Annotated in this window: 13 protein-coding genes; 10 read left to right on the top strand and 3 right to left on the bottom strand. The window is 36.8% G+C overall.

Annotation, left to right across the window (positions count from 1 at the left end):
• The first annotated feature begins 333 nt into the window (after window positions 1-333).
• From SVZ03_11110 to SVZ03_11095, 4 genes are all read left to right on the top strand, one after another.
• Window positions 334-2,277, top strand: coding sequence for a PAS domain S-box protein (locus tag SVZ03_11110; protein ID MDY6934751.1), 1,944 nt, complete (start codon window positions 334-336; stop codon window positions 2,275-2,277).
• Window positions 2,278-2,489: 212 nt separating this feature from the next.
• The gene (locus SVZ03_11105; protein MDY6934750.1) at window positions 2,490-4,379 is read left to right on the top strand and encodes a PAS domain S-box protein; all 1,890 of its coding nucleotides are present in this window, start codon (window positions 2,490-2,492) and stop codon (window positions 4,377-4,379) included.
• Window positions 4,367-5,065, top strand: coding sequence for an enoyl-CoA hydratase/isomerase family protein (locus tag SVZ03_11100; GenBank protein ID MDY6934749.1), 699 nt, complete (start codon window positions 4,367-4,369; stop codon window positions 5,063-5,065). Before SVZ03_11105 ends, SVZ03_11100 begins: the two co-directional genes overlap by 13 nt.
• Window positions 5,066-5,096: 31 nt before the next feature.
• Window positions 5,097-5,573 (top strand): hypothetical protein, encoded by a 477-nt coding sequence (locus SVZ03_11095; GenBank protein MDY6934748.1) that lies wholly within the window; start codon window positions 5,097-5,099, stop codon window positions 5,571-5,573.
• A 58-nt stretch (window positions 5,574-5,631) separates the two neighbouring features.
• Here SVZ03_11095 and SVZ03_11090 read toward each other — a convergent pair whose 3' ends face one another.
• From SVZ03_11090 to SVZ03_11080, 3 genes are all read right to left on the bottom strand, one after another.
• The gene (locus tag SVZ03_11090) at window positions 5,632-6,285 is read right to left on the bottom strand and encodes a hypothetical protein (protein ID MDY6934747.1); all 654 of its coding nucleotides are present in this window, start codon (window positions 6,283-6,285) and stop codon (window positions 5,632-5,634) included.
• 256 nt (window positions 6,286-6,541) lie between these two features.
• Window positions 6,542-9,967, bottom strand: a complete 3,426-nt coding sequence (gene mfd, locus SVZ03_11085; protein MDY6934746.1) for a transcription-repair coupling factor — start codon at window positions 9,965-9,967, stop codon at window positions 6,542-6,544.
• Window positions 9,968-10,121: 154 nt separating this feature from the next.
• On the bottom strand, window positions 10,122-10,889 hold the full coding sequence (locus tag SVZ03_11080; GenBank protein ID MDY6934745.1) for a hypothetical protein: 768 nt from the start codon (window positions 10,887-10,889) through the stop codon (window positions 10,122-10,124).
• A 464-nt stretch (window positions 10,890-11,353) separates the two neighbouring features.
• On the opposite strand from SVZ03_11080, the gene SVZ03_11075 reads away from it, so the two are divergent.
• The 6 genes from SVZ03_11075 (at window position 11,354) to SVZ03_11050 (ending at window position 18,794) form a co-directional block, all read left to right on the top strand.
• Window positions 11,354-12,109 carry an ABC transporter ATP-binding protein gene (locus tag SVZ03_11075; protein MDY6934744.1) on the top strand — a complete coding sequence of 252 codons (756 nt, stop codon included), beginning with the start codon at window positions 11,354-11,356 and terminating at the stop codon, window positions 12,107-12,109.
• Between the two features lie 106 nt (window positions 12,110-12,215).
• Window positions 12,216-13,460 carry a SufD family Fe-S cluster assembly protein gene (locus tag SVZ03_11070; GenBank protein MDY6934743.1) on the top strand — a complete coding sequence of 415 codons (1,245 nt, stop codon included), beginning with the start codon at window positions 12,216-12,218 and terminating at the stop codon, window positions 13,458-13,460.
• Window positions 13,461-13,640: 180 nt separating this feature from the next.
• Window positions 13,641-14,363: a hypothetical protein gene (locus SVZ03_11065; GenBank protein ID MDY6934742.1), complete on the top strand. Its 723-nt coding sequence runs from the start codon at window positions 13,641-13,643 to the stop codon at window positions 14,361-14,363.
• Window positions 14,364-14,738: 375 nt separating this feature from the next.
• Window positions 14,739-16,424: a methylmalonyl-CoA mutase family protein gene (locus SVZ03_11060; protein ID MDY6934741.1), complete on the top strand. Its 1,686-nt coding sequence runs from the start codon at window positions 14,739-14,741 to the stop codon at window positions 16,422-16,424.
• 59 nt (window positions 16,425-16,483) lie between these two features.
• Window positions 16,484-16,906, top strand: a complete 423-nt coding sequence (locus SVZ03_11055; GenBank protein MDY6934740.1) for a cobalamin B12-binding domain-containing protein — start codon at window positions 16,484-16,486, stop codon at window positions 16,904-16,906.
• A 340-nt stretch (window positions 16,907-17,246) separates the two neighbouring features.
• The gene (locus SVZ03_11050; GenBank protein ID MDY6934739.1) at window positions 17,247-18,794 is read left to right on the top strand and encodes an AMP-binding protein; all 1,548 of its coding nucleotides are present in this window, start codon (window positions 17,247-17,249) and stop codon (window positions 18,792-18,794) included.
• Window positions 18,795-18,844: the final 50 nt, after the last annotated feature.

Genomic DNA, 18,844 nt, shown 5'->3' with positions numbered 1-18,844 from the left:
ATGAAAAACTTTAATTAAACTAAGATGTATGTCAATGTTGTCAAGAAAAATAATAATTATATGAATATAACATCAATCAAAAGGAATATTACATAATTATATCAGTTAGCATAACTTCAGATATGAAGAGCTTAAATGGTATCAAATTAATAAAAGTAACAGAATATCCCTTTATAATTAATGGTTTTTTTGATTTAGATCGATATATAAAGTAATGAAATATGTCTATATGTATACATATTTATAAGAGAATAAGATTTTAACTAAAATTAGGATTGTTTTAAGTAAAAGTGAATATCAGTAAATTATATATGTGATAAAGACTGCATTTTTATGGTCACAAAAGAGATACATACACCCAATATTTTAATTGTCACTGTTGATCCAGGCATTTGTAACATTATTGAAGTTCTATTGAATAATCTGAACTATAAAATACAGTTAACAAACAGTGGTACCGAGGCTATTGAGCAATTAAGGGAGAAGAATTATGATCTTATATTATTGGATGTGAATCTAACTGATATGAATGTCCTTCAGGTTCTCTCATTTGCCAAAGATCAAACCCCCAATTCCTTAATAATTATTCTGACAGGGGATAGCTCCTTCGATAAAACTATTGAATGTCTTAATCAAGGAGCTTATGATTACATACAGAAACCCTTTGAGAAGGAAGAAATCCATAGAAGAGTTGAGAACGCCCTTGCTCAAAAAGATATGGAGAAAGAATTGAAAAAGATGAAGGAGAGGTTGGAGGCCTCTGAAAAGCGATATCATAACATGATTCAGGAATCCCAGGATATTATATATACGCTGGATTATGAGGGGAAATTTACATTTATTAACGATTCTTCAAAAGATATTTTAGGTTATGATTATCATCAGTTATTGGGAAAGCATTATTCAACAATAATTTATCCAGATGATTTAGAGAAGGCTAAACACGCTTTTCATGAAAGAAGAACTATCAATCGCAAGGCGCAGCGTAATATGCTAAGAATAATGACCTATGGGGATGATGATAGTAGCATTAAACTAAAGCAATTAATTACAATAGAATTTAAGGCTAAAGGCGTATATGATAGATCAGTTGATAGGAAAGAGAAGCTATTTTTGGGAACCTATGGTGTTGCTAGAAATATTAGCGGACATATTCAGATACAAAAGGCGTTAAGGTTACAAAAAGCCTATTATAGACAATTATTCAATAATTTACAGGAGGCGATAGTAATTCTGGATAATGCTGATAGGATAATCGATGCAAGCCAAAGCTTTGTAAATCTATTCAAATATTCTCTCAGAGAACTCAAGGGTTGCAATATTACTGACCTGATTGTGCCGGATGGTCTAGTAAATGAAGCAAAATCATTATCTCGCTCTTCTCACTCAATGAAGATTGTTAGAAAAGAGACCTCCAGAAAATCAAAAGATGGCAGTCAATTCAATGTTTTAATATTTAATCATCCAATTACTTTTGAAAATAAGCAGATTGGAGTATATGGCATATATAAAAATCTTACTCCACTTAGGAGTTTTGAAAATAGATTGGGAAATACTATGGAGAAGCTGAGAAAGGCTACTGGTGGAATTATACATGCAATGGTTTCCACTGTTGAGGTTCGGGATCCATATACTGCAGGTCATCAACAGAGAGTTGCTGACCTGGCACGAGCCATAGCTAAAGAGATGGGGGTTCCTAAATGCGAGATTGATAGTGTCAGCATGGCAGGTACTCTTCATGATTTAGGTAAAGTAAATATTCCTGCTGAGATTCTCAGCAAGCCGGGTTGTTTAGCAGATATAGAGTTTAATCTGATCAAGATGCATCCTGAAATTGGATACCATATACTAAAGGAGATCGATCTTCCCTGGCCAATAGCCGAGATAGTATATCAGCATCATGAGAGAATTGATGGTTCGGGATACCCTAAGGGATTAAAGGGTAATAAGATTTTATTAGCAGGCAAAATCCTAACCGTAGCTGATGTGGTGGAAGCTATCGCTTCACATCGTCCCTATCGTCCGGCTTTAGGAATTGATAAGGCCCTTAATGAAATATCCAGATATAGGGGGGTATATTATGATCCAAAAGCTGTTGATGCATGTATTAAACTTTTTGTGGAAAAGAGGTTCACTTTCGCTAATGATATAAACAAAGATAAATCGTCTCTGTTAAACTTGCAGGACAGTTTTTGGGAACCGCGAAAAGCATCTATTGCTGAAGCGGCGTTACCTAAAAGCAACAAGAATAAAAATATTATTTATAATATGCAGTAATGGATAGTTACTCCTTTGGTGAGTGAAGAAATGGCTTTATTAAGAAGGAATAGATCTGCTTTCATGCTGAATGTGGGATGATGGTTTATTCCTTGTATATGTTTACTATACAAGAATACTTCATTAAGTACCTTCTTCTAATAATATCTTTTCCATATACTAATTGGATTATACTGCTTACTGTCTAAGCTTGATATGGAGATATCATTTAAATGATAGAAAAAGCGAACTATGCATTAAATATTCTGATTGTATCTGTTGATCCTGGAATCAGTAATATTATAGAATTTCTATTAAATAAGCTGAATTATAAAATACAACTCACCAATAATGGGAAGGAGGCAATTGAGCAGTTAAAGGAAAAGAATTATGATTTTATATTACTGGATGTAGACCTGCCTGATATGAATGTCTTACAGGTTATGAACTTCTCAATGAACTATACCCCAAATACGATGATTATAATTCTTACAGGAGAGGATTCCATTGAAAAAACGATCCAATGCTATAAACATGGCGCTCATGATTTCATAACAAAATCCTTCAACAAGGATGAGATACCAAAGAGGTTTGAGAATGCATTGATTCAAAAGCGATTATTAAAGGAGCTTGAGATCAATCAAGATAGATTAGAGAAATCAGAAAGGCGATATCAATGCCTTGTGCAAAATTCTATGGATGTCATCTATAACCTCGATAGTGAGGGGGTTTTTACTTTTGTTAACGATTCTTTAAAAATACTTGGATATGATCAAGAACATCTAATTGGAAAGCATTATTCAACAATTATTTATCCCGAAGATTTGGAAAAGGCTAAATATACTTTTTTTGAGAGAAGAACTAGTAACCGAGAATCAAAGTCTATACACTTACGTCTTAAAGTAAATAATGAAAATTTCTCACACACAAAGAGAAGAGAGAAATATATTACAATTGAATTAAAGGCAAAGGGCTTTTACGACAGATTGATAGATGATAAGGATAAGATATTCTTAGGAACCTATGGTATTGCGCGGAATATAAGCAAACAGATACGAACAGAAGAATCGTTGAAACTTCAAAAAGCCTTTTTCAAACAATTGTTTAATAATTCTCCGGAAGCTATTTTGATTCTGGATAATCAGAATAAGATAGTTGATGCCAACAGAAGTTTTGAAAATCTCTTTAAATACTCAAGTGATGAAGTTAAAAATAAATATATTTGCGATCCTATAGTACCAGATGATCTTAAGGATGAAGCGAAATCCCTTTCCCGTACAATCCTTTCTGAAGGCGTGGCTAAAAAAGAATCTGTTAGAAAATGCAAAGATGGTCAACTGATAAATGTTTCAATATTCGCTTGTCCAATAATGGTTAATAGTAAGAAGGTGGGTAATTATTGTATTTATAGAGATATTGAAGAACTTATGCAGTCTGAAAAGGAATTGGAAAAAGCCCTAGATAGGCTCCGTAAGGCAATGGGTGGAGTGATTCATGCGATGGTGTCAACTGTTGAGGTGCGAGATCCTTATACTGCAGGTCATCAACAGAGGGTAGCTAACCTTGCAAGGGCTCTAGCTCAGGAAATTGGGCTTAACAGCGATGAGATTGATGGTATTCGTATGGCAGGCACAATTCATGATCTGGGTAAAGTGAATATACCAGCAGAGATCCTCAGTAAACCAGGGCGTCTAACTGAGATCGAGTTTAATCTGATTAAAATGCATCCTAAAATCGCATATGAAATATTAAAGGAAATTGATTTTCCATGGCCAGTGGCAGATATTGTTTATCAACATCATGAAAGAATTGATGGTTCTGGATATCCACAGGGCCTCAAGGATGAGGATATCCATCTTGCTGGAAAAATATTGACAGTGGCAGATGTAGTGGAAGCAATCTCCTCTCATCGTCCCTATCGCCCTGCGCTTGGAATTGACAAAGCCATTGAAGAGATATCCAAATATAGGGGTGTGTATTATGATCCCATTGTTGTTGATGCCTGCTGTATTTTATTTAAGGAAAAAATGTTTTCTTTTGTAAACGGAATTAAGAATGGGAATATGCTTTCAACGGAACACTATAAAGAGAAAGGGGATTCGAAATTACAATGGAATGGGTAAAATGGGATATCCAGGAGGATGTGGCCCTGCTCATCATGGATCATAATGTAGAGAATCGGTTTTCTGGAGACTTTACTAAAGAAATCAGACAAGCTCTAGCAGAGATCGCAAATAATGGATATGCTAAGGCGCTTGTTATAACAGGAGCACATGAAAAATTTTTTTGCAACGGTTTAGACCTTGATTGGATGAACCAACAGGATCATAATATAGTAATTGATTTCCTCTATGATATTAGCCATCTGCTCAGGGATACTGCAATTTTTCCAAAACCACTGATCGGGGCAATCAATGGGCATGCCTTTGGTATGGGAGCGATCTGGTCCTCCGGATTTGACTTTAGGATTATGAGGGAAGATCGTGGATGGGTATGCTTTCCTGAAATGGATATCAATATTCCATTTTGGCCAGGCATGATAGCTATCTGCGAGCATGGCCTTGGGAAGAGGCTTTTCAGGGAAATGGCTTGGACTGCCAAGCGCTATGGCGGCGCTGAGGCAGTGGACATAGGATGGGCGCGCCAGGCTTTACCAAGGGAAGAACTCATTTCAGCGGCTATGGAGTTTGCATCCTTTATGGCCAAGAAAGCACAGCCTGCCTTTGCAGTAACCAAGAGGAGATGGGCTAAGGCGGTTGTAGATGTAATTGAGGAGCAGGATCCTGAGGCTATTAGGTCTTCCATCTAATGTCCAAGCATGAGATTATTGTAGGCTTATAATGAAACATTCGTTAAAGAGGGGATTTAGTTTCGGATTAACATCTGGAATAATCACAACGCTTGGCTTAATAGTAGGTCTACATTCCGGTACTAAATCTAGACTTGCTGTAATTGGAGGAATATTGATAATAGCAATATCTGATGCTTTCTCGGATGCTTTGGGCATTCATATATCCGATGAATTTGAAAACAGACACAGCTCACGAGAGATATGGGAAGCAACAGTATCAACTTTTATTTTTAAGTTTATATGTGCATTATCATTTGTTGTGCCGATTTTGCTCTTTGAGTTTTCTATAGCAATAGTGTTCAGCATAATATGGGGATTATCGATTCTTAGCATTTTAAGTTATAGGATGGCAACATCACAGAAGGTCAATCATTGGAGGGTGATTGCAGAGCATCTTATTATTGCATCGTTAGTCATATTGCTGAGTCATTACATCGGTGATTGGATATCGAAAACCTTTTGTTAGGAGTCTTTAATTTAAGTTTACCTCAGGCGTGAATAATTGACTCTGATTGTCACCAGGATTATTTGGTTTTTTCTGCTGATGATTTAATTGATTCTATCACTTCTTGACCTTCTCCTTCACTCAATAGCATTGCATTTTTTTCAATTCTGCTTTGTTCTCTAAGATTTTCAACAAGTTCTCTTATTTTCATCTGCAACTTCTGTTGAAATAGCTGTTGCTTTATATATAATTCTGCCTGTTCAATAGGAACGCCCTTAAATTTGCTCCTCTTGCTCGAGTATATTTTTTCAACCTCATCATCGTTAACAGCAATTTCATCATTAAATTTTTCCCTGACATAATAGCCAACCACCACAGCCTCCTTGGCCATTTGTGCAAGGGCTTCAACCTCCATGTTCTTTAAAATGTCGTCTTCTACAGCTTTGTTGTAGACAAGTCGTTGTCTGATAAGCTGTTCAAGAAATTCCTGTTTATTTAGGGTAGGATTTTTCTCGATTGCTGCAGGATCTAATGCAAGTTTATCGATCTCTTCTTTGGTTATGTTATATAGCGATTTCTGCTGTGCATAATAGAAAGTATTTAATTCATCAAGCGTTACTGTATTGCCATCAATTTTTGCTATCCAATCTCCATGAAATCGCTTCTTGCATGAAAAGAAGGTACAGGATAAAAGGATCAGGGAGAAAATACAAATATTACTTCTCATTTTCATATATATTATCCTTTATGTTATACAAATTTGATCATCTATCAGTTAATCGGGAGGTAGAATGTTATTATTTTATCATCCTAAGTGGATCAGGGTAGTTAAAATTAATATTATCTTTTCCGATATAATAAACTCATTCCTTTGTTGTTAAATTATGATTGTACATTCAATCTTCAATTATATATATTAATAGAAGTTAGGCTAGCAAGAATAATAAAGAGTCAATTTTTAATAGGTATTGAAGATATAAGCTCACATGTCAGGAGATTTGTTGCAACCATTTTTTTATTTCTATTAGCTTTTTTTCCTCATCGGTTTCCACAGGCGCAAATAATAGAATCTCTTTATCTGAAGGATCTACAGATAGTCTTTTATCCTTTTTTATCATTGATATGATTTTTGTGGAATCTATTGAAGAATCTTTTGAAATTCTGACTTTTATTGCCTTAGAATCTTCCAATATTTCATCTATCATGAGTGATGATGCTATTGCTCTTATCTTCTCTAAATAGATAAGGATTTTTACCTGATTAGGGGGGGAACCAAATCTATCAATCAGTTCCTCCTCCAGTTGCTCTACCTCTTCTAATAATTCACATGATTCAAATCTTTTATAGAACTCAATTTTTTGTCTTTCGTCATGCATATAGCTTTCAGGAATATAAAAATTGGATTTAATAAATACAGGTGTTCTAAATATGCTTTTTGGATTATCCCCCTTGAGTCTTATCACCGCTTCTTCAAGCATCTGACAATATAGATCAAAACCCACCTCCATGATATTACCGGATTGTTCCCTCCCAAGGATATTTCCGGATCCCCTGATCTCCAAATCCTTCATGGCTATTTTAAAACCGCCTCCTAAATCTGAGTATTCAGATATCACCTGAAGTCTTTTTTGAGCAACCTCAGAGAGAGGGATATGCTTTGGATAAAATAGGTATGCATATGCTTTTGTCATTGATCTGCCGACTCTTCCCTTCAGTTGATATAATTGAGAGAGACCAAATGTATCAGCCCTATCAATGATAATAGTGTTAACGTTGGGCATATCGAGACCGGATTCAATAATGGAGGTGCTGATTAGAACGTCATTCTTGCCATTTAAGAATTCAATCATCACATCTTCCAGCATATGCTCATTCATCTGCCCATGTGCAATACAAAAGGATGTCTCTGGCACTAGTTCCCTCAGCATTCTCGCCTTTGCCTCTATGGTCTGAACCCTATTGTGAACATAGAAGACCTGTCCTCCTCTCTCGATTTCTCTAAGTATTGCCATCCTCGTTATTTCAGGATTATCCTCAAGAACATAGGTGTCAATAGACTGTCGGTTTTCAGGTGGAGTTGTGATTATTGAAAGATCTCTAATCCCGGCTATAGCCATATGGAGTGTTCTGGGAATTGGTGTTGCAGATAAAATAAGTACATCTACAAGGAGTCTCATTTTTTTTATCTGTTCCTTATGTCTAACACCAAACCTCTGTTCTTCATCAATGACGAGAAGGCCTAAATTTTTAAAGGATATGGCCTTAGAGAGTAAGGCATGTGTGCCGATGATAATATCTATTTCACCCTTTGCAATTTTTTGTCTAATTTTTATAATGTCGGTTCTGGTTCTGAACCTTGAGATCATATCAATATTGATGGGATAATCGGAAAATCTTTTTCTGAATGTTGAGAAGTGCTGCATGGCAAGCACTGTAGTGGGAACAAGAATAGCAACCTGCTTCCCTGCCATTACTCCTTTAAAGGCTGCCCTAACGGCAATCTCGGTCTTTCCAAAACCAACATCACCGCAGATTAGTCGCTCCATAGGCTGAGGGATTTCCATGTCGTCTTTCACGTCCTCAATAGCTGAAATCTGATCTGCGGTTTCCTCAAACTCAAATTTTGATTCAAACTCTTCCTGCCAGAGCGTATCGGGCGGATATTGGAATCCCTTTAGGGATTTTCTCTTTGAATAGATATCTATTAGGTCCTTGGCTGTCTCCTCTACAGATTCCGCTACTCTTTCCTTGATCCTGTTCCAGGCTGATTTTTTACCCAGAGAGTCTATTCTGGGTTGCTTCCCATCAAGGCCTGCATACCTCTGGACCAATGTAATCTGATCAAGCGATACATATAGTTTATCTCCATCAGCATAGTCAATCATCAGGAAGTCCCGCTCCACGCCACCCGCTGACATCCTTTCTATGCCTTTGAATATGCCGATGCCATGGTTAATATGAACAACATAGTCACCAACTTCAAGATCGAGGAAGGATTCAATTGGTCTTGATCCTTTTCTTTTAAAATGCGTTCTTTTCCTATATTTTTTTCCAAATATTTCATTGTCAGTAATTATTAGTATTTTTTTTGAGCCTAACTCAAATCCACTTTGCAGTGGTGAAATTAGAATGTTTAACTGCTCTGACTCATCTATCATTTCAAAATTACTATTGGGCTGAAATTCGCTAAACAGATCAAGGAGCCTTCTTGCCTGACCCTCAAATGCTGTGCATAAGACGATCATCCAGTTATTGAGTATCTTTTTTGATATCTCTTCCCTTATGTTTTTTATTCTTCCATGAAAATTCGGAATTCCCCTGATCCTCCATTGAAGGGATTTTGGCGTTGTGAGAAATACCTGAAGCTCTGTTGATCTGGATTTGGCTTCATCAAAGACGGTATTTGATAGAAGCATATCTGGCGGGGATAAAAAAGCGCCCCCTGCTTTTCGTTCATATAATTGATGAAAGGTATTCTCTATAAGTTCTTTTTGAGATATAAGTTCTGAGGTCTCAATAAAGAAAATTCTGGCATCATTCCTTAGATATGAAAGGAGTGTATCAGCTTTTATTACAAATGGAAATATGTCTTCAATTCCATTTATTCTTGAGATTATCTCTCCATATCCTTCAAAGTTTTTTTTGACTATCTCTGGGATCCCTAATCCCTTTGCACTTGCTTTATCGAATAATTTTATAAACCTTTCATTTTCACTATTTGAGAGTATTAATTCTCTTCTCGGATATATAGTAACAGACTCATGCTTTACATAGGACAATTGGCTCTCAGGATCAAATTCTCGAATCGAGTCTAGGGTGTCACCAAAGAAATCAAGCCTTACAGGGTTTTGGTAAGAGGGAAGGAATATATCTATAATTCCCCCTTTGACTGAGAATTGCCCAAATGACTCCACCTTATATTCCCGTGTATATCCATAATAAACGAGTTGCTCTAATATATCATCAAATGGATATTCCTCTTGAATATTCAGGGTGACTCCCTTATTGATGAGGAATTTCTTTTCAGGGATCTTTCTAATTAGAGATTCAACAGTTGTAATCACAATCACTGGCCTGCCTTGAATCAGCCTATAGAGGGAGGTTATTCTCTCCCTTTCTACCTTCTCTGAGGGGGATACGAATTCATAGGGTAGGGTCTCCCAAGGAGGAAGCATAAAGGCGCATTCAGGCTTAACAAAGCAGGTAATATCGGTATATAGTTCCTGCATCTTTTGTGGGTTTTTGGTTAAAACCAGCATTTGGTTCGGAGAGTAGTTGAAAATCGTTGAGATGATGAGCGGAAAGGCGCTTGGTGTAATACCCTCTATTGATATCTTCCCTTGGGCTTCCTCTTGGAAGAATTCCTTCATCTCTTGAGACTTGATGAATAGTTCGGATATTGTTTCTAATTTCATTGAATAATGGTTATTTATCAGTTATCGCATTTTCTCAACAGTTAATGGCTGAAAAAGCGTCCATTCCTATTGATGTTGAGATTGATATTCATTTCATTATATCTTTGAATACTTTTAGCATATATTTCACATAGAAGTTGGGATATATACAATATTAAAAGGTGAGTTCAATTTCAATATCAATATTATCATTATTGATGTCGCCATTTAATGAAATCCCTTTGTCGAGTTCAACAATTCTATGAAGTTCTCTCTTCCCATCTATATACTTATATCCATAATACCCTGCAGCAGATATGCCGATGGCGGAAGAGGTGAAGGATATCACTGTTATAATATTGCTGATTAGTCCTAGGTCTATCACTTTAAGGAATAACATACCTATTCCAAAGGTGACAATACCGCTAGTTCCGAAGAAAATGAAGTTGTAACCATTTATTAGTCTGTTGTATTTATCTGTTTGGAGATATTTTATGAGATCTTGAGGTGTTAGATTGTCCGATTCATTCAACTCATCTGTATTAATTATAAATTTTTCAATTATTGGATAATTAAGATAGTGAAAATGTTTCGAATTGATTGATTTATTATCAACAATCCGTTCAATGGTGTAAGTATAATCATCATTTGGCAGATGTTCGGGGAATTCAAATACATAAAAAGATTTATAATAGAGATTGGGTGTGAATAAGATCGGTCTTATTTCTTTATCCTCATTTGTTTTGATTGTGATTCTATATTTTACATTGTGTATTTTATCCCGTTGGTTATATATATCCTTCCAGATGAAGCAGGGTCTGTTATTACCTATTGTGCCATAGGGGTATAGTATTGGTCTAGTGGATTTGTGAGCGGATGCTTTAGAAAAGCTCAATATTAAAATTATTATTGATGTGATTGCAAATGAGGATGTCCTTTTCATATTGTATTTCATTGTCAATTTTATTTTTATATCTTATCGCTGATACATATAATTATTATCTTTTACTTATCGAAACGATTGGAAGGAGGGACATAAAATTATGTAGTTTATTGCCATATGTACCACGAAATGTAATTATACACTTTCATGGCAGAATGTGGAATATTCTTGATATTTTTAACCATCTCTAATATAAATTTCATCCTCAATAGGTTGAGGGAAATATGTACATTTTGCTTGAAATAAGTAAAACATAATAATATAAAGGTCAAGCGAAAAATTAGCATTGATCTTTGTAATGTTATGTTATGAAAAAAAGCGGTATTATTTTACTTGCAATTAATGTGCTTTATAATAGATAGATGATATCATGCAAATTTTTATTTATGAAGGATTTGAGACTATTGTGTAATATATTTATTTGAAATAAATAGAATTGAGATGTGTGATTTTTGGAGGTTAGGATGTTAAATATTGAAGATTTAAAGGTTGAGGTAAATGGTAGAGAAATTTTACATCAAGTTTCATTAAATATTAATCCTGGGGAGATTCATGTGCTCTTTGGCCCTAATGGTTCTGGTAAGACGACCCTGCTTATGTCCATCATGGGTTTCCCAGGCTATAAGGTAACAGGTGGCAAGATTAAGTTTCATGGCAAAAAGATAAACAACTCATCATTGAATGAGAGGGCGAAGATGGGTATTGGCCTTTCCTTTCAGCGACCTCCAACCATCAAGGGTGTTAAGATGAAACAGATGCTCGATATTTGCGTTAGAGGAGAGAAGGACGTAAATCCCATGATCGGACAGCTTAATTTTAATGAATTCATGGATCGGGATTTGAATGACGGTTTCTCTGGAGGTGAGATTAAGCGATCAGAGCTTTTACAGTTAATGGCTCAGGACCCGGAACTTCTCTTGCTTGATGAACCAGAATCCGGGGTTGATCTGGAAAACATTGCTTTAATAAGTGGTGTGATTGAAGAGCTTTTGCAGAGAGGCCTAAAGCATCAGGAAGGGAAATCGCTTCAGGAATGTAAGAAGGAGAGGCAAAAGTCAGGATTGATAATTACTCATACGGGCTATATCCTTGATTACCTTGATGTTGATAAAGGACATGTTCTTATGAATGGAAGATTGAGTTGTAGCGGGAATCCACGCGAAATGCTCAAGTGTATCAAGGAGGAGGGATATAATGAGTGTGTTAAATGTGCATCATAAACCTTGTATCTGTTTAATCTATGATTGTTCATATTAAGATGATGCTAAGTGAAAATATCTATAATGTGGTTTAACATAAGTTATTTTAGAAAATTGGAAGGTAATTATGAGTAAAAGGAAGATTCAACATGCTGAAAAGGAAGATAATGTTAACCTTGCAGAAGGGGCAAAAGATAAAGTGGCTACTTATGGCAGTGATATTCTAGTAGATGATTATATAGATACCACAGTAGAACATCAATATTTGGATGATTTATCTAAACTCTCTTCCACTGAGAAGGAACAATTGCTAAGAGCGGGTGTGGACATAACGGAACAGAATAGATCGGGTACCTTCGTTCAGAAGGACCATTCTGTCCTTCATTGCAGCACCTCTCAAGAGGGGATGGAGATATTGGAAATTAATAATGCCAGAGAGAAGTATGATTGGATGGAGGATTATTGGTGGAGAGCAGTGGCAGTTGATATGGATAAATACACCTCCAGAGCGGAACTGCATCAGGAAAACGGCTATTTCATAAGATCCCTTCCAGGAACAAAATCCGTATATCCTCTACAGGCATGTTTATATTTGGATGAGGATAAGCTAATTCAGGATGTCCATAATATTGTCATAGCAGAGGAGAATTCAGAATTGCATATCATTACTGGATGTGCTGTGGCTCCACATGTGAAATCAGGCCTTCATGTGGGCATCTCAGAGTTTTATGTGAAAAAGAATGCAAAGCTTACATTTACTATGATTCATAATTGGGCGGAGGAGGTAGCAGTGCGTCCTCGAAGCGCAACCATTGTAGAGGAGGGAGGGCTCTTTCTGTCTAATTATGTATGTATGCAGCCAGTAAATAGTCTGCAGATGTATCCTGTTACATATTTGATTGGAGAGAATTCTACTGCAAGATATAATTCCATTTTGGTTGCGACACCCGGATCAGAGCTCGATGTTGGCTCGAGGATCTTTTTAAAGGCCAAGGGATCTCGGGCAGAGATAATTTCCCGCGCTATTACCATGGGCGGGAAGATTATTGCGCGCGGTCATATCATTGGGGAGGTTCCTGGAATAAAGGCACATCTTGAGTGTAAGGGATTGATCCTTTCCGATGATGGTGTGATTCATGCCATACCTGAGCTGGAGGGCTATAAAGAGGATATTGATCTCTCTCATGAGGCGGCAGTGGGCAAGATCGCGCGTGAGGAGGTCGAATATCTGATGGCTAGAGGATTAAGCGAGGAAGAGGCCACGGCAACTATTGTGCGTGGATTCTTAAATGTTGAGATTGAGGGTCTCCCCCCTGATCTACAAAATGAATTGGATAGAGCAGTTGGAATTAGTGATAAGAGTGATATGTAGAATGGATTGCAGCACAGGATTTAGTTATACAATCTGCAAATGTTTTGAAATCAATTTATAAATTACGCCCTTGCATAAATAGTTTTGATCGTTTTGCTTCCAATTTCTTGCTATAATTGTCTGTAATTAGTGTCTATATTATAATGATCTATTTTTCCATAATCTCTGTCTATAACAATCATGATTAAGATTGATAATATTGAATTTCCAAAGATATCACTTGGAACCTCCCCATTCCTAGGGGCTGGACAGTTCGATTCACGCGCTCTTAATTATTACAGTAATCTGTATAATAAGCCTGAAAATATGATTAATATTATACTAAAATCATTGGAAATGGGGATTAACGCTGTAAACGTAATTGCTTATAGAAAGATTGTGGATGCTGTATTAAAAGTATCGCAAATATCCACTCAAAGGATATATTCATCTCTTGTTATAGGAATTGAGGATTGGGAAGAGGAACTCAGATATGCTGAAGAACTCAACAGTGATATTATATACATTCATGCCAGGATTTCAGATTCACGAAGGCTATCACTCATTAAAGAGATTATAGAAAGTATCAGAAGATATGATTTTATTCCTGGATGCGCTACTCACAATCCTGCAACAACAATCCCCTTTCTTGATGATTCCAAACTTGATATTTCAACCTACCTTGCCCCTATAAATAAGATTGGCAGGTTTATGGGAAAGGACAGTAAAAGCACACTTGACATTATATGCAATACCCCTAAGATCGTAATCGCCAAAAAGGCTCTTGCAGCTGGGAGATTAGATCCCCTTGAGGCTTTGCAATATTTGACCAGCCAGAATAAGATATCTGGTGTTGCATTAGGAATAGCATCCGTTGAGGAGGCTCAAGAAACACTCTCTATTGCAAAAAGGCTATATACTTGATGACACCAAGATTTAAGAAACCTAGGCATTTCAGCCAGCTATCATTAATCAATCACTCAACTTCCTTTTTTTTTTTATCTCCTTAAAATAAAGCTATGTTGTTTTTTCAAGTGATTCGGTTGCTTATAGAGTTATTTTCATCAAAAATTATAAAAAATACTTTTAAAAAATGAATTGATATTATCTATCACACATCTAATCGGGCTTGGTATCTATATTACATAAAGATTCTCCCAAGAGATTGATATGAAGGATGCTCGTGGGGGATGAATCGTTTCTCATAATATCGTTTTGTGAAATAAGCATAATTATCATTAATACAGTTGTTCATTAATAGAATCATTAATGAACTGAACAGAAATTTGGAGGGAGTTTATGAATTTGAGATCAAACCAGAATCCATTTGAAGACATTAAAAGGGCTTATGAAAAATGGACAGTAAAGCTGAATAAAGTTCTTAGCAAAAGGCCTGAAAGGCTTGAGAGATTTTCTACAGTATCGGATCAAGATATCAATAGAACCTATTCACCAATAGATTTGATGGATAATGACTTTGTCCGAGATATAGGTTTCCCAGGAGAATATCCCTTCACAAGGGGGGTGCAGCCATCAATGTACAGGGGGCGTATCTGGACAATGAGGATGTTTGCTGGTTTAGGGTCGGCAGAGGATACAAATAGGAGATTTCATCTTCTTGTAAATGAGGGGCAGACCGGCCTTTCCACTGCATTCGATATGCCTACACTTATGGGTTACGATTCGGACTCGTCGAAGGCCGTAGGTGAATGCGGAAAATGCGGTGTGGCAATCGATACCCTCAAGGATATGGAAAACCTATTTGAAGGTCTTCCTATTGATAAGATAACCACATCCATGACTATCAATCCGCCAGCTCCTGTGATCTGGGCGATGTATATTGTTATGGCTGAAAAGAGGGGTATTGATAAAAAGCGGATAGGCGGCACAATTCAAAATGACATGCTAAAGGAGTTTATTGCGCAAAAAACCTTTATGTGTCCACCTATAGCCTCTATGCGTCTCATAACTGATACAGTAGAATATGGGGTGAAGGAAGTTCCATTATGGAATACAATTAGTATCAGTGGATATCATATAAGGGAAGCTGGTTCCACTGCTGTTCAAGAACTTGCCTTTACCCTAGCTGATGGAATCGCATACACGCAGGCTGCCATGGACCGTGGATTAGATGTGGATGAGTTTGCGCCACGTTTTTCTTTTTTCTTTAACTCACATCTTGATTTTTTTGAAGAGGTTGCCAAATTCCGCGCAGCGAGAAGAATTTGGGCAAAAATTATGAAGGATAGATTTGGAGCAAAAAATCCCAGATCATGTTGGATGAGATTTCATACACAGACAGCTGGCTGCTCATTAACTGCACAACAACCATATAACAATATCATAAGGACCACACTTCAAGCCTTGGCTGCTGTAATGGGTGGAACCCAGTCTCTCCATACCAACTCACTGGATGAAGTGCTATCCCTTCCAACAGAAGAGGCTGTAACAATAGCGCTAAGAACTCAGCAGATTATTGCTGATGAGTCAGGAGTTGCAAATACCATTGACCCACTTGGAGGATCATATTTTGTTGAAAGATTGACCGATCAAATGGAGGAGGAGGCTCTGGCCATTATACAAAAAATAGATGACATGGGCGGAATGCTCGCTGCAATTGAAAATAATTATCCTCAGAAGATGATTTCCGATGCGGCCTATCTATACCAGAAACAGATAGATGAGAGAAACAAGATTGTAGTTGGAGTAAATAAGTATATATCAGGAAAAGAATTACCAGTTGAGATTCAGGAAATAGATGAGAACTTGGAGAGATTGCAGATAGAAAAAACAAATCGTATTAAAGATAGTCGAGATAATTCAAGTGTAAAGGAAAGTCTTGAAAAATTAGGTGAGGCTTCTTCTGGGAATCAGAATGTGATGGAACCCCTTCTGGATGCAGTGAGAAGTTATGCCACCCTTCAAGAGATGTGTGATATATTCAGAAAGGTTTTTGGAGAATACAGGGATCCAGGTATATTTTAGCTCAATGCAGGGATGTTGAAATATAATTAGTGTTATCATTTATATAAGGATAGGATAAGATGACAAACATGAAAAGGATTAAAATATTAGTGGCAAAGCCAGGACTTGATGGGCATGACCGGGGCGCAAAGATTATTGCTAAAGCTTATCGGGATGCTGGTTATGAAGTTGTGTACACTGGTCTTCATCAAAGCCCGGATGAGATTGTTGATGCTGCTATTCAAGAAGATGTGGATATGATCGCTTTATCAAGTCTTGCTGGGGCTCATAAATACCATTTTCCCAGAGTCGTTGAATTGTTAAAGGAAAATGGGGCTGATGACATTATTGTCTGTGGTGGAGGCATTTTTCCGGAGGATGATATTCCTCTTTTGAAAAACGCTGGAATAAAAGAGATTTTCAAGCCAGGATCATCATTAGAAGAGATAGTTTATTGGGTAAAAGAAAATGTAAAAAGAGGAGATAAGGATTTTGAGAACTAATAAGGTCTTATACCTTTGAATAATATTGAAATACAGAAATAATTTAGATTGGGGAATTAATAATGAAAAAATATACATGCGATACAATATTATAATCTATAAAATTGAGAATACAGAAAAGCATGGTAATAGAAGAAAAATTAAGAAAAAGGGTTTGATAGAACTCTTGATAGAGTAAATAACCCTTTCGTCTTATTGAAATAAATACTTGAATAACTAAAGGGATGCGTTATTATTAAATACAGCCCTTATCCAGGGTGCAATGTCTTTGAGAAATTGATATACTACATGATTAGAAATGGAAGTTAAGACAAATAACACTTTTACAGGAGAAATTCAAATGAATTGGAATATAGGGTATATATCAAGTAAGAGAGCAGCAATAACACCTGAAAAGACAGCATTTATTTTTGAAGATAAAAGGTATACATATAAGGCATTGGATCAGGGTGTTAATCGTTTTGTAGATTATATGCATAAAATTGGAATCAAAAAGGGTGATCGAATCGCAGTTGTAATGTTGAATTGTCCTGAATTTCTTGAAATATACCTTGCATGCGCTAAACTTGGTGTAATTTTTGTTCCTTTAAATTGGCGTATGGTGGGACCGGAATTAGAATATCAGATAAATGATAGTGGTTCGCGTCTTTTAGCCTTTCATGATTCATTTACGATGAATATTGATAGTATTCGCAGCAGAGTAAAAGTTGAAAAGGGGAGGTATGTTTATCTGAAATCCGGCAATTCTGACACACCGCTTTGCCCTGAATGGGCGATAGATTATAATGATGCTATCAAGGAAGGTTCTACTGATGAACTTCACGGGCCAAGTATCGTATCGTTAGACGATCCCTTGTCTATTGTATATACCTCCGGGACAACGGGCAATCCAAAGGGGGCAGTGCTATCGCATGGGCAGACTTATTTTAAGACATTTCAGATTAGATCATATATAGATATAACTTCAGAGGATATAATACTAGCTCAATTGCCGCTATTCCATTCTGGTGGTCTTTTTATCGTAGCTACACCCGCTCTGTGTAATGGTATTCCTATGATTATGAGGCGGGGTTTTGATGCCAATCAGTTTGCTGAAGATATACAGAAATACAGGGCTACAATTGTATTTGCATTGACAACAATGTGGAATTTTATTCTAAAGACTGGCAAACTCGATGAGGTTGATGTCTCCAGTGTTAAATACTCCCTTGGAGGTGGAGAGCGAACTCCGACGAGTCTTTTTAGAGAGTTGAGTAAAAGAGGTATTCATTTGCAGGTTGGTTTTGGGCAAACTGAAAATTCTGCAATGACAACGGTTCCCAGAGAGTTTGTTCAGAGTAAAATCGGTTCTGTGGGATTGCCAGGCTTTTTTACGAATATCTGGATAGCGGATGAAGATGGGAAAGAAGTGCCGATGGGACAAGTCGGCAGAATGCTTGCTCAGGGTCCCTGCGTTATGAGTGGTTACTGGAATTTGCCGGATAAGACTAACGAGGTATTGAATAATGGCGTACTTGATACTGGAGATTTAGGATATAAGGATGAGGATGGTTTTTTATATTTGGTGGACCGCGCCAAGGACATGTACCGTAGTGGTGGAGAGAATGTGTATCCGGCTGAAATTGAGAAAGTACTCTATGCCCATTCGAAAATTGCAGATGTGGCCATAATTGGTGTTCCGGATAAAAAATGGGCTGAAGTTGGCAAGGCATTTGTCGTTCTCAAGGAAGGGGAAACACTGACGCTTGAGGAGATTCATATGTTTCTTGAGGGGAAGGTTGCAAAATATAAATACCCAAGACATCTGGAAATCTTGAAGGAATTCCCAATGACCTCTACATTTAAGATAAAAAAGGCTGCGTTAAAGGATAAAGAGAGGGAAAAATAATATATGATTTTCATGTATTATTTATTATTATAATTTGTACTATCAGTTAA

The organism is Spirochaetota bacterium, assembly GCA_034190085.1.
GTDB lineage: Bacteria > Spirochaetota > UBA4802 > UBA4802 > JAFGDQ01 > JAXHTS01.
This window is presented reverse-complemented; position numbering and strand designations above follow the sequence as displayed.